Origin of the sequence: Mesorhizobium onobrychidis (assembly GCF_024707545.1) — a bacterium.
GTDB classification, from domain to species: Bacteria; Pseudomonadota; Alphaproteobacteria; order Rhizobiales; family Rhizobiaceae; genus Mesorhizobium; species Mesorhizobium onobrychidis.
This window is the reverse complement of record NZ_CP062229.1, coordinates 475538-488105: the sequence shown is the minus strand read 5'-3', so window position 1 is coordinate 488105 and position 12568 is coordinate 475538. Positions and strand designations below refer to the sequence as shown.

At 62.0% G+C, this 12568-nt stretch carries 12 protein-coding genes and 1 tRNA gene; 7 read left to right on the top strand and 6 right to left on the bottom strand.

Annotated elements, in window-relative coordinates; genetic code table 11:
- Window positions 1-162 precede the first annotated feature (162 nt).
- Window positions 163-882: a TetR/AcrR family transcriptional regulator gene (locus IHQ72_RS02300; RefSeq protein WP_258120959.1), complete on the top strand. Its 720-nt coding sequence runs from the start codon at window positions 163-165 to the stop codon at window positions 880-882.
- A 112-nt stretch (window positions 883-994) separates the two neighbouring features.
- Here the strand turns inward: IHQ72_RS02300 and yihA are convergent, their stop codons facing one another.
- The 5 genes from yihA to rpmH form a co-directional block, all read right to left on the bottom strand.
- Window positions 995-1654, bottom strand: a complete 660-nt coding sequence (gene yihA / locus IHQ72_RS02295; RefSeq protein ID WP_258120958.1) for a ribosome biogenesis GTP-binding protein YihA/YsxC — start codon at window positions 1652-1654, stop codon at window positions 995-997.
- Entirely contained in the window at window positions 1651-2289 is a 639-nt protein-coding gene (locus tag IHQ72_RS02290; protein WP_258120957.1) for a CatB-related O-acetyltransferase, read from the bottom strand. The genes yihA and IHQ72_RS02290 overlap by 4 nt, the downstream gene beginning before the upstream one ends.
- Before the next feature lie 242 nt (window positions 2290-2531).
- Window positions 2532-4355 (bottom strand): membrane protein insertase YidC, encoded by a 1824-nt coding sequence (gene yidC, locus IHQ72_RS02285; protein WP_258120956.1) that lies wholly within the window; start codon window positions 4353-4355, stop codon window positions 2532-2534.
- 13 nt (window positions 4356-4368) lie between these two features.
- Window positions 4369-4722: a ribonuclease P protein component gene (gene rnpA, locus IHQ72_RS02280; RefSeq protein WP_258120955.1), complete on the bottom strand. Its 354-nt coding sequence runs from the start codon at window positions 4720-4722 to the stop codon at window positions 4369-4371.
- Window positions 4723-4738: 16 nt separating this feature from the next.
- A complete protein-coding gene (gene rpmH / locus IHQ72_RS02275; protein ID WP_008833937.1) occupies window positions 4739-4873 on the bottom strand; it encodes a 50S ribosomal protein L34 in 135 nt (44 codons plus the stop codon).
- A 316-nt stretch (window positions 4874-5189) separates the two neighbouring features.
- Here rpmH and IHQ72_RS02270 point away from each other — a divergent pair, with 316 nt between their 5' ends.
- The 5 genes from IHQ72_RS02270 (at window position 5190) to IHQ72_RS02250 (ending at window position 10076) form a co-directional block, all read left to right on the top strand.
- Window positions 5190-6677, top strand: coding sequence for a sensor histidine kinase (locus tag IHQ72_RS02270; protein ID WP_258120954.1), 1488 nt, complete (start codon window positions 5190-5192; stop codon window positions 6675-6677).
- A 150-nt stretch (window positions 6678-6827) separates the two neighbouring features.
- Window positions 6828-6904: transfer RNA gene (locus tag IHQ72_RS02265), tRNA-Arg, on the top strand.
- A gap of 466 nt (window positions 6905-7370) precedes the next feature.
- The gene (locus IHQ72_RS02260) at window positions 7371-8561 is read left to right on the top strand and encodes an MFS transporter (protein WP_258120953.1); all 1191 of its coding nucleotides are present in this window, start codon (window positions 7371-7373) and stop codon (window positions 8559-8561) included.
- On the top strand, window positions 8558-9034 hold the full coding sequence (locus IHQ72_RS02255; protein WP_145721572.1) for a cyclophilin-like fold protein: 477 nt from the start codon (window positions 8558-8560) through the stop codon (window positions 9032-9034). Before IHQ72_RS02260 ends, IHQ72_RS02255 begins: the two co-directional genes overlap by 4 nt.
- Before the next feature lie 25 nt (window positions 9035-9059).
- Window positions 9060-10076, top strand: a complete 1017-nt coding sequence (locus IHQ72_RS02250; RefSeq protein ID WP_258120952.1) for a zinc-dependent alcohol dehydrogenase family protein — start codon at window positions 9060-9062, stop codon at window positions 10074-10076.
- A 39-nt stretch (window positions 10077-10115) separates the two neighbouring features.
- Here the strand turns inward: IHQ72_RS02250 and IHQ72_RS02245 are convergent, their stop codons facing one another.
- On the bottom strand, window positions 10116-11012 hold the full coding sequence (locus IHQ72_RS02245) for a LysR family transcriptional regulator (protein ID WP_145721571.1): 897 nt from the start codon (window positions 11010-11012) through the stop codon (window positions 10116-10118).
- A gap of 269 nt (window positions 11013-11281) precedes the next feature.
- Here IHQ72_RS02245 and IHQ72_RS02240 point away from each other — a divergent pair, with 269 nt between their 5' ends.
- Window positions 11282-12400: an alpha/beta hydrolase gene (locus IHQ72_RS02240; protein ID WP_145721570.1), complete on the top strand. Its 1119-nt coding sequence runs from the start codon at window positions 11282-11284 to the stop codon at window positions 12398-12400.
- Window positions 12401-12568 lie beyond the last annotated feature (168 nt).

Here is a 12568-nt window from a genome sequence, read left to right as displayed (position 1 = left end):
GGGATCTCTCTTGGCATTCTCTCTGGAAACTGGGCATCTCTCTGGAAAAATCAGTCAGACTGAACCGTTCGGTTCGATGCGAACATTGACTTAGCGCGGACAGGGGCCCATATCAAGGGTGATCGAACCGATCGGTTCGAATATTTTTCGAGGTGTGACATTATGACCGAACCCGACAAGGACCAGTGCGATCTGCTGGATGGCCTGCGTCGCGGCCGCCCGGCGGCGGGACAGGATCCGGTCAAGCGCAGCCAGATCATCGAGGGCGCGCGACGTGTCTTCATCGACAAGGGCTTTGAAGCGGCGTCGATGAACGACATCACCCGCGAGGCCGGCGTTTCCAAGGGCACGATCTATGTCTACTTCGCCAACAAGGAAGAGCTGTTCGAAGCGCTGATCGAGGAAGAGCGCGGCACGATCTTCAAGAACATGTACGATATGCTCGACCGCGCCGACGACCTTCGCGAGACGCTGGTGAAGTTCGGCAAGGTGCTGTCCCTCAAGATCACCTCGGCCAAGGTCATCCAGGCGCAGCGCACGGTAATCGGCGCGTCCGACAGGATTCCCGAACTTGGCGCGCGTTTTTACGAACGCGGCCCGAAACGCGGCCATGACAAGGTCGTTGCTTTTCTCAATGCCGCCATCGAGCGCGGCCTGCTGCGGATCGACGATGTCGATCTTGCCGCCTATCAGTTCACCGAACTGTGCCTTGCTGGTCTCTTCCGCCAATGCATATTCGCCTACCGCACCAAAGCCCCGAGCCAGGATGAAATCGACCACATCGTCAGGTCGGGCGTCGGCATGTTCCTGAAGGCTTACGGCACCGAAAGGCTTGCCGCGGAAGAAAGCACCCAGACGATTGCCCTAGAGGCAAAGTCCTAAAGCGCGTCGCGTTTGACCGGCCTCACGCGACGCTGTTTTATGCATGTCGTTATCGCAAAACCGCTGCACACCCACGGGTCAAGCCCGAGGGCATGCTTTTGCGCGACATGCATTAGCCGCCATTGGCCGCCAGCACGATCGCCGCGCGCAATTCCTCGAGGCCCTCGTTCTTTTCCGACGACGTGGCGAGAACGAACGGAAACGCGGCCGGCCGCTTCTTGATCTTCTGCAGTGTTTCTTCGATCAATCGCGGCACGCCGGCCGCCTTGATCTTGTCGGTCTTGGTCAGCGCGATCTGATAGGACACCGCCGCCTTGTCGAGCAGCGACAGCACTTCATCGTCCTTGGCCTTGATGCCATGGCGGGCGTCGATCAGCACGTAGACCCGCTTCAGCGTGACGCGGCCCTTGAGATAGTCGAAGACGAGTTTCGTCCAGTCGTCGACCTTTTCCTTGGGCGCGGTGGCGTAGCCGTAGCCCGGCATGTCGACCAGCGCCATCGGCGGCAGATCGGCGCCTTCGCCGGAAAATCCACCCGGAACGAAATAGTTGAGTTCCTGCGTCCGCCCCGGCGTGTTGGACGTACGCGCCAGCCCCTTCTGGTTGACCAGCGCGTTGATCAGCGACGATTTGCCGACATTCGAGCGGCCGGCAAAGGCGATCTCCGGCGGCCCTTCCGGCGGCAGGAATTTCATTGCCGGCACGCCGCGGATGAAGATCCACGGCCGCGTGAACAGCTCGATGCCGATCACGGTCTTGTTCAACGCGTTCAAGCCGCTGCCTCCAGAAGTGAAATATCGGCGCCACGAATGGCATTGAGGTTGCGGCTGATCTTTTCCACCGGCCAATCCCACCACGCCGCCGCCAAAAGCCGCCGGATGGTCCTGTCGTCGAAGCGCATCTTCACCACCTTGGCCGCATTGCCGGCGACGATCGCATAGGGCGGCACGTCATGCGTCACCACCGACTTTGCCGCAACGATGGCGCCATGGCCGATCGTCACGCCGGGCAGGATCGCCGCTTCCATGCCGATCCATACATCATTGCCGACCACTGTGTCGCCGCGCAATTCTCTCGACCAGGTTGCGGGGTCGAAACCCTCTTCCCAGCCATGACCGAAGATGTTGAACGGATAGGTCGAAAAGCCGGACATGGCATGGTTGGCGCCATTCATGATGAAGCGCGCGCCCTCAGCGATGGCGCAGAACTTGCCGATGATCAGCCGGTCGCCGATGAATGGATAATGATGCAGCACGCACCGCTCGGCGAATTTGTCCGGCCCGTCCGGATCGTCATAATAGGTGAAGTCGCCGATCTCGATGTTCGGCGCCGTGACCAATCCCTTCAGGAAACCGACGCGGGTATGCATCGGGATCGGGTGCTTGATGTTGGGATTGGGTCCGATCATGGTCTGGTTCCATCGACGAAAAAACAGGAAGGTCAAAATAACGCGATCGGCCGACAGCACCAACCGCGTGCGCAGCGGATCATCCTTACCTGTTCATCCACGAGCGCTCCTGAAACGACAGCGAGCTAGGGATGCGTCTACCGCCGGGGCTGGTTTCGCCGTTCGCCGGCGGCTCGGCCTGTCCCAACAAAAAAGCCCCGGACGGACCGGGGCTTCCTGGATCCGCAAAAGGGGAGCGCCTTCTATTCCGCCGGCGACGGTTTCTTCCGGAACAGCGCGACCAGGTTGTCCCACAACTCGATCTTGGCGCCCTGTCGCTTCATGATCACGCCTTGCTGGATGATCGAAAGCAAATTGTTCCAGGCCCAGTAGATGACGAGGCCGGCCGGAAAACCCGCCATCATGAAAGTGAAGACCACCGGCATCCAGGTGAAGATCATGGCCTGCGTCGGGTCGGGCGGCGTCGGGTTCATGCGCATCTGCAGGAACATGGTCAGGCCCATCATCAGCGGCCAGACGCCGATCATCAACATGTCTGGCAGAGCGATCGGAATGAGGCCGAACAGGTTGAAGATCGAGGTCGGGTCGGGCGCCGCCAGATCCTGAATCCAGCCGAAGAACGGTGCGTGCCGCATCTCGATGGTGATGTAGAGCACCTTGTAAAGCGCAAAGAAGACCGGGATCTGCAGCGCCACAGGCCAGCAGCCGGCGAGCGGATTGATCTTCTCGGTCTTGTAGAGCTCCATCATCGCCTGTTGCTGCTTCATTTTGTCGTCCGCGTATTTCTCGCGGATCTCGAGCATCTTGGGCTGCACCTTCTTCATGTTCGCCATCGACGCGTAGGACTTGTTGGCGAGCGGATAGAAGACGGCCTTGACGACGACGGTGGTGGCCAGGATGGCCAGGCCGAAATTGCCAAAGAATTTGTACATCGTGTCGATCAGATAGAACATCGGCTTGGTGATCCAGATGAACCATCCCCAGTCGATCAAACGGTCGAACAGCCTGATGTTGCGGTCTTCTGCATAGGCGTTGACCTTGGCGACTTCCTTGGCGCCGGCGAAGATTTCGGTCTCGACCGTCGCCGACTGGCCGGCATCAACGGTGATCGGGTCGGTGAGGAAGTCGGCCTGGTAGCGCGGGCGACCGTCCTCGAAATAGGCGTAACGCGGCTGGAACGGCTGCTTCTCGGTCGGCACCAGCGTCACCGCCCAGTATTTGTCGGTGATGCCCAGCCAGCCATCGGTCGACTTGCCCGGCGTAAACTGCTTGTCCTCCTCGACGGCCGCGTATTTGTGTTCCTGCAGGCCTTCCGTGCCGGTGACGCCGATCAGCCCCTCATGCAGCACATAGATGCTGGCAACGGCAGGCTTGTCGAAGCGGGTGACACGACCGTAATTCGACAGGGTAACGGCGGCCGACCCCGAATTCTGCACCGTGTCCGAGACCGTGAACATGTAGTCGCTGTCGACGGAGAAGGTGCGCTTGAAGGTCAGGCCCTTGTCGTTGGTGAAGCTCAGCGTGACCGGGGTCGCCGGCGTCAGCGTTGCATTGCCGTCGACGGTCCACACGGTCTCCGGGCCCGGCACCGTGCCGGTCTTGTCGCTGCCGACAAAGCCGATCTCGGCATAGTAGCCCGTAGGCAGCGCTGCCGGATTGAGCAGTTCGATCTCGGGCGAGTTCTTGTCGACCGTCAGCGTGTAGTGCTTGAGCTTGAGGTCGTCGAGACGAGCGCCGGTGAGGTTGATCGAACCCTCCAGGCTCGGCGTGTCGATCCTAACGCGCTTGGTCGACGCCAGCGCCTGCTCGCGGCCGGCCGGCGTCGTGCCGTCGGTTCCCGGTGCACTGGGTGCATTAGGGATGGCGCCTTGCTGCGGCACCGGCGTTCCACTGCTGTCCGGACTGGTGCCCTGGGCCGCCTTCTTCTGCTCCGCTAGCCGCTGTTCTTCGATACGGGCCGCCTCGCGTTGCGCCTCGCTGTGCGGCAGCACGTAAAAATACTGCCAAAGCGACAGGATCAGCACCGACAGCGCGATGGTGATGAAGAAGTTCCGGTTGTTTTCCATCGAAAGCCTTGGCCTATCGTGTTCCGCGCAGTCGGCGGGAGAGTTCGGCCTTCAACTGGCCGAACGGAATGGTAAGCACATCTTCGCGCCCGACGATGACATAGTCATTGCCATGCGCCATGTCACCCGCGGCGTGCGTGCGCACGGCTTCTCTCAGCCGCCGCCGGATGCGGTTGCGGACGACTGCGTTGCCGACCTTCTTGGTGACCGTGTAGCCGACGCGAGGCGCCTCTGCGTCGCTGCGGTCCAGAACCTCGACGAGAAAAAGCCGCCCGCGGCGCTTTTCGCCACGCCGGACGGCCAGGAATTCCGCGCGCTTCAGAAGCCGCTTGGGATGTGCTCCCACTGGCTTGCCGGTTGCGGGCAACGATCTCGTCTTCCGTTCAGGCGCTGAGCCGCTTGCGACCGCGGTTGCGGCGGGCTGCGACGACGCCACGACCACCCTTGGTGGCCATGCGGGCACGGAAACCGTGCCGGCGTTTGCGGACGAGTTTGGACGGCTGGTAGGTACGCTTCATTTGTTTTAATACCGCGGGGTGCGGCCCTTCTTGATTCTGTCACGCTGTAACAGGAGCTTTGCCCGGCCGGTTTTGGCGCGATCGAAACCGCGCCGGGACGAATGGCCCGAGCGTGAGCGGGCTTATAGAAAGAAGGGTTTTGGAAGTCAATCCGGCTACCGACATCCGGCGCCGACATACGGCACCGTCAGGCCGATGGGCTGAAGCGATGGCCGAAGTCTTGGCGGTCTTATCCCGTATTGGGACGAAGGATGAAATTGGCAAAAAAGCCGCAATGGCTTAATCTCGCTCGATCAAGTGATCGTGAAGAAGCAGCATGAGTGAAATCCCATCCGCGGAGGAAAGGACCGATCGGGCGACCGCGGCCGCCCGGAGGGTGCCGTTGTCGCGTGGATTGTCGACAAAGCTCCTGCTGCTCACCATCGTCTTCGTGCTCATGGCCGAGGTCCTTATCTTTCTGCCCTGGATCGCCAGCTACCGGCTGAGTTGGCTGAAGGAGAGGCTGAGCACCGCCGCGGCCGTCTCGATCGTGCTGGTGCAGGGCGAGCCCGCCTCGCTGTCCCGCGCCGCCCAGAACGATGTGCTGATGGCGATCGGCGCCAAGGCGATCGCCGTGCGCGACGGGGGTGTCTCGCGGCTTCTGGTCGTGGCTGAGATGCCGCCGCAGGTCGACGAGCATATCGACATCGCCAATGTCGGCCTGTTCGAGGGCATGACCGGCGCTTTGGACACGCTGTTTTTCGGCGGCGAGCGGATGCTGCGCGTTTTCGGACCGGTTGGCGACAGCGACAAGGAATTCGAGCTGATCATGCCCGACTACAGCCTGCGCAATGCCATGCTCATCTATTCGCGCAACGTCGCCTTCGTCTCGCTGCTGATCTCGCTGTTCACCGCCATGCTGGTCTATGCCGCCATAGACCTGATCATGATCGGTCCAATCCGGACGATGACGCGCTCGATGCTGGCCTTCTCCGAGGCGCCGGACGACCCTGGGCGGATCATCCATCCCGCCGCCCGCGCCGACGAGATCGGCGTTGCAGAGCGCGAGCTCTCGCAGATGCAGGAGCGCCTGCAAAAGATGCTCTCCGAGCAGAAGCATCTCGCCGACCTTGGCCTCGCCGTGTCGAAGATCAACCACGACATGCGCAACATCCTGGCGTCGGCGCAGCTGATGTCGGACCGCTTGCGCCAGGTCAAGGACCCGACCGTGCAGGCCTTCGCGCCGAAGTTGCTGCGGGCGCTCGATCGCGCCGTATCTTATTCGGAAGGTGTGCTCGCCTATGGCCGTACCCAGGAGCCGCCGCCCTCGCGCCGCAGGCTCAGGCTGCGCCAGCTGGTCGACGACGTCCACGGCCTGCTCGACACCGAAGGCGGCATCGAATTCGTCAACGCCGTCGATCTGGCTTTCGAGGTGGATGCCGATTCCGATCAGCTTTTTCGCGTGCTCACCAATCTTTGCCGCAACGCCGTGCAGGCGATGGCGGCGGACGCGGAAAGTGCGGTGGTGCGCCGGCTGGAGGTGTCGGCCGAGCGCGTCGGCAGCGTCAGCCGCATCACGGTCACTGACACCGGCCCCGGCCTGCCGCCGAAGGCGCGCGAGAACCTGTTCGCGGCGTTCCGCGGCTCGGCCCGCAGCGGCGGCACCGGTCTTGGCCTGGCGATCGCCTATGAATTGATCCGCGCCCATAGCGGCACGGTGGAGCTTGTCGAAAGCAGAGGCGGCCGCACCACATTCGCGGTTACCATTCCCGACCAGCCGGTCCGGCTCGACCAGGCCCGCAACGGCCTGCGCCGCCCGGCCTGATCCTGCCCCGCCGAATCCCCGTCAAGGCACAACAGCAAAACTTTTGCCGGATCGGCTTGCTTTTCGGAAATTCAGTCGCTAGGGAACACGTCACATCGCGGCCGGTCGTTAAGGATCGGATCGCGGGCCATGCAAAGCATGGCCTGTTGCGCGCCCGTAGCTCAGCTGGATAGAGCACCAGACTACGAATCTGGGGGTCAGGAGTTCGAATCTCTTCGGGCGCGCCATAATTTCAAGCACTTAGCGGATTCGCGGCAGACTAAAAGTCCCTATTAGTCTGCGATTTAGTCTGCGGAAATTCTGAAACTGTTTTGCACAACGGATAAACCGCCGAACGATGTCGCACGCAAGCGGGAATGGCTTCCACTGACGTCAGGTGTCGATGCGGCTGGACCCTGCGCCATGTGTGAACTGCACGAGTATCCGAATGCGACCGGCGCCCGCCGCACCCCAAGCTCCCGCAACGGCTGACTTTAGGTTCACGCTTCAAGTTTTCTCGTCCATGGCCAGAGCCTCGACAGCTTCATGGCCCGCCAGGCAGCCGCGGCCCCCAGCTTGATTTATGCGCGGGATCGATAAGTCCAAGTGGATTGGTCCGTCTAATGCGATTGGCGTAGGGACGCTATTTAGCAGGGCATAGCGGTGGATCGGCGGCGTGAACGAGCCGCCTGCCGCCTCGTCAGGATGCCGGCCATGGAAACCACCTACGACACCCAGCTTGCCGATGACCGCGCCGCATGGGGCGCGGTGCTTTCGATGGCGCTGTGTGTCGCCGTGCTGATTGCGTCGGAGTTCATGCCGGTCAGTCTGCTCTCTCCGATCGCGGCCGATCTCGGGATTACCGAAGGCCGGACCGGACAGGCCATCTCGATATCGGGCGCCTTTGCCGTCGTGACCAGTCTGCTGGTCTCCAGTCTCACGCGCCGGATCGACCGAAAGCTCGTTGTGAGCGGCTTCACGGTGCTCCTGATTGCGTCAGGCCTCGCGGTGACCTTCGCCCCGAGCTACGCCTTCCTCATGGTCGGCCGGGCGATGCTCGGGGTCGCGATCGGTGGCTTCTGGTCGATGTCGACCTCGATCGTCATGCGCCTCGTTTCGGAAGACCTCGTCCCCAGGGCGCTCGCCATGCTGAACGCGGGCAACGCGATCGCGGCGACAATCGCGGCGCCTCTAGGCAGTTTTCTCGGAGCATATGTCGGCTGGCGCGGCGCCTTCTTTCTCGTCGTCCCGCTCGGCCTGTTGGCCTTGGTCTGGCAGTGGATCAGTCTGCCGTCGCTCCCCCCGCGCAACAGGAGGACGTCCGCCAATCTGCTGGCACTGCTTGGCCGCCGCCCGGTCGCGTTCGGCATGGCTTCCATCCTGATGCTCTTCATGGGGCAGTTCGCGCTGTTCACCTATCTGCGCCCGTTCCTCGAGGGCGTGACGGGTCTCGCCATCCCCTCGCTCTCGGCCGTGCTGCTCGTCATGGGCTTGGCAGGTGTTGTCGGCACATGGTGCGTCGGACGGCTCCTGACCAAGCGCCTGTTCGGCATCCTGGTCGTGATCCCGCTCGTAATGGCTGTTCACGCTTTCGGGCTTATCGCGCTCGGGGCGATGCCCGTTCCGGTGTTCCTGTTGCTCGTCGCCTGGGGCTTCCTCGGAACTGCTGCCCCGGTCGGCTGGGGCACGTGGCTGAGCCGCGTCCTGCCGGACGATGCGGAGGCAGGAGGCGGGCTGCAGGTCGCCGTCATCCAGTTGGCGATTACAGGCGGGGCGGCGATCGGTGGTATGCTCTTCGATGCGATCGGCTGGTGGAGCGCTTTCGCGTTCGGCGCAGCGCTTCTCTGCGGATCGTCGCTCTTCGCAGTCGCCGCATGGCGCGCAGCTCGGAGTTCTCTGCCATGACGATCAAGCTGCCGCCTACTCTTAGCCGCCGAGCATTGCTTGGCGGCGCGCTCGCGACGGCGGCCCTGCCGCGCCTCGCCTACAGCCAGCAGGGCAGCGACCCGACCAGCCAGGAGCCTACCAACATGCGGATTAGAATGACGTTCGACGGTCGGATCATGACCGCCACGCTTTACGACAACCCGTCGGCCCGAGATTTTTTCTCCATGCTGCCGCTCGATCTGACGATCGAGGATTTCAGCAACAACGAAAAGATCGCACACCTGCCGCGCAAGCTCACCGAAGAGGGAAGCGGCCCATTCGACAATGAGCAGCCCTACGATCTGTGCTACTTCATGCCCTGGGGCAACCTCGCCATGTTCTACGCCGACTACCGTCACCCCAGGTTGATCAGGCTCGGCCGCTTCGACGACGGCTACGAGGCGCTGCACGTTCGTGGCGAGTTTCCCCTGCGCATCGAAGCCATCTCCTGACGCAACGCAAGAAAGGCGCACTCTCATGCTCGCAACCATTCTTCACAAGCCAGGCGACATCCGCTGCGAGGAAATCGCCGATCCCAAGATCCTGCAGCCGACCGACGCCATCATCAAGCTGTCAGCCAGTTGCATCTGCGGATCCGATCTGTGGCCCTATCGCGGGCTGCAGCCGGTGGACCGCCCGATGCATATGGGCCACGAATATTGTGGCGTCGTGGTCGAGGTCGGCAGCGAGGTTCGCACGGTCCGTCCCGGCCAGTTCGTCGTCGGCTCTTTCTGCATCTCCGACAACACCTGCCCGCATTGCCGGTTCGGCTTCCAGTCGTCCTGTGTGCAGCGCGAGTTCATGAGCGGGGCGCAGGCGCCTTATGCCCGTGTGCCTTTGGCGGACGGCACGCTGGTGGCCACGGCGGAAGTTCCTTCCGCCGACCAAGTGCCGGATCTGCTCGCGGTGTCCGACGTGCTGGGCACCGGCTGGTATGCGGCGGATGCAGCAGAAGTCAGGGAAGGCTCGACCGTCGTCGTGGTCGGCGATGGCGCTGTCGGCCTGATGGGTGTGCTCGCAGCCAAGGAGATGGGCGCGGAGCGCATCATCGCGATGAGCCGTCACGAGAGCCGACAGCAACTCGCCCGCGAGTTCGGTGCCACCGACATCGTGGCCGAGCGCGGCGAGGAGGGTATAGCGCGCGTCAAGAATCTTACCAATGGCGTAGGCGCGGACTCGGTGCTGGAATGCGTCGGCACGGCGGAATCGTTCGATCAGGCGTTGGCCTGCTCGCGCCCCGGCGGCACGATCGGCTATGTCGGCGTTCCGCATGGCGTCAATTTCGACGGCCAGCGGCTCTTCTTCGGCCAGAAGCGCATGCTGGGAGGGCCGGCGCCTGTCCGACGCTTCCTGCCCGACCTCATGGACCGTGTGCTCAAAGGCAAGATCAAGCCCGGCAAGGTCTTCGACTTGCAGCTACCGCTAGCGCAAGTTGCCGATGGCTACCGCGCCATGGACGAACGGCGTGCGATCAAGGTGCTGCTTCAGGTCTGAGAACGGAGCCTAGGGCGGGGAGGGTGATGCAACTGCTGTTTATGCCTCCCCTTGCCGCAGCGCATCGACGATCACCTTGAACGCCGGCAGGCCCTGCCTGCGGCTTGGGTAATAAATGTAGTAGCCTGGAAACTTCAGGCACCAGTCGTCCAGCGCCTGGACGAGCTCGCCGGACGCGACCTGCCGTTCCACAAGGTTCTCGGGGACGAAGGCCATGCCATAGCCCTTCAAGGCCGCATCCACCATGGCGTAGTTCGTGTTGAAGGTGAGCTGCCCGTCTACCCGGACGCGAAGCTCCTGACCGTCCTTCTCGAACTCCCAGGCATAGAGTCCGCCGCCCCGTGTCTGGCGCATGTTCATGCAGTTGTGCCCGATCAGCTCTTGCGGATGCCGGGGCGCAGGATGCGTGGCGAAATAGTCGGGCGAGGCGACTGCGACCATCCGCCAGTCAGGACCGATCCGAACCGCGATCATATCCTTCTCGACGCTTTCCCCCAACCGGACGCCGGCGTCGAAGCCGTCGTCGACGATGTTGCGAAGCCCATTGTCGATGCTGAATTCCAGCTTGATGTCGGGATAGTTGGCGAGCATCGGCCTGAGCTTCGGCCAGACGACGCTTTCGAATGCATGATCCGAAAGGGTCAGCCTGATTGTGCCGGCAGGCTTGTCGCGGAATTCCATCAGTGCGGCGATCTCCGCCTCGATCTCCGCGACACGCGGCGCGAGAGACTGCCGCAGGCGCTCGCCTGCCTCGGTGGTCGCCACGCTTCGCGTCGTGCGCATGAGCAGCCTGATGCCCATCGCCGTTTCCAGGCGCTTTATCGTGTGGCTGAGCGTGGACTGCGTGACGCCAAGCTTTGCTGCCGCGCGCGTAAAGCTTTTTTCCTCGGCCACGGCCAGGAACCATAACAGGTCGTTGAAGTCTTCCTTCGCCATGAAACTGTCCGAACTGATTGAGGAAGATTTATGTCTCTCATCGATTAACGCAAGCGAATTAAGCGATCTAATCGTAGTGATCTGAGGTCGCTACTTTTTGGGTTCAATGAGTTGCGGCCAAATGAGTTGCGGCCATCAGGAGGGAACCACGAGGCGCGTGGGAATGCAGTCCCGCTTGATGTGCTGGTTTCACAACGACAATCGAAGCGGATGATCTAATTCGACCGCTTGGCTCACCGACATTTCTCGCTGTCACAGGAGATTGAAGCATGAACAAGCCAATTGGAACAGAGAACTCAGTAGAGCAGCAGGCCGGCCTTGATGTCGGTCGGCGGAACCTCCTGAAGCTGACCGGCGCGAGCGTTGCGGCGCTCGGTGCGATGTCAATCCTCAATACCCCCTTTGCAAAGGCTCAAGATATGTCGAACGGCGCCAGCAACTTCTACACCAGCGATCAGGTGAACCTGGAAAAGGTGAGCTTCAGGAGCCAGTATCAACTGAACGTCACCGGCAATCTGTTCACCCCCAGGAACCTGGCCCAGAATGCAGCCATTCCGGCGATTGTCGTCGGACATCCGATGGGTGCGGTCAAGGAGCAGAGCGCGAACCTCTACGCGACGAAGATGGCCGAGCAGGGCTTTGTTGCCATGTCGATCGACCTGCCCTTCTGGGGCGAGAGCGAAGGGCAGCCTCGCAATGCCGTTTCGCCTGACTTCTACGCGGAGGCATTCAGCGCCGCGGTCGATTTCCTCGGCACCCGGCCGTTCGTGGACCGGGAACGGATCGGCGGGATCGGTGTCTGCGGCAGCGGCAGTTTTATCATCAGCGCGGCCAAGATCGATCCGCGCCTGAAGGCCATCGCGACCGTCAGCATGTACGACATGGGCGCCGCCAACCGCAACGCGCTCAACCACTCGCTGTCAGTCGAGCAGCGCAAACAAATCATCGCGGCGGCGGCCGAGCAGCGTTACGTTGAATTCGAAGGCGGCGAGATTGCGGTCGCGGGTGGAACGGATCTCGAACTGACTGCAGACACCCATCCGATACAGCGCGAGTTCTACGATTTCTATCGAACGCCGCGCGGTGAGTTCACCCCGGCGGGCGCATCCGACCAAAGGACGACAAAGCCAACGGTAACCAGCAACGTCAAGTTCATGAACTTCTACCCGTTCAATGACATCGAGACGATCTCGCCGCGGCCGATGCTGTTCATCACAGGCGACCAGGCGCACTCCCGTGAGTTCAGCGAGGACGCCTACAAGCGCGCGGCCGAGCCGAAGGAGTTCGTCTGGGTTCCGGGCGCCGGCCACGTCGATCTCTACGACCGCGTGGATCTCATTCCCTTCGATAAGCTGTCCAGTTTCTTCAATCAGCATCTATCGGCGTAGACCAGACCGCATCATCGTCGCGACGCTACCTGGTCTTGGAAACGCAAATCGGGAGAGCCTACCCCCTGATTGGCTTTCATCAGCGATTGATTGGGGTTCGGCGGGCCTGTGCCCGCCGAGCCGAGCTTCGCCGCAGCACGCGTGAAGCTCTTTTCCTCGGCTACGCCA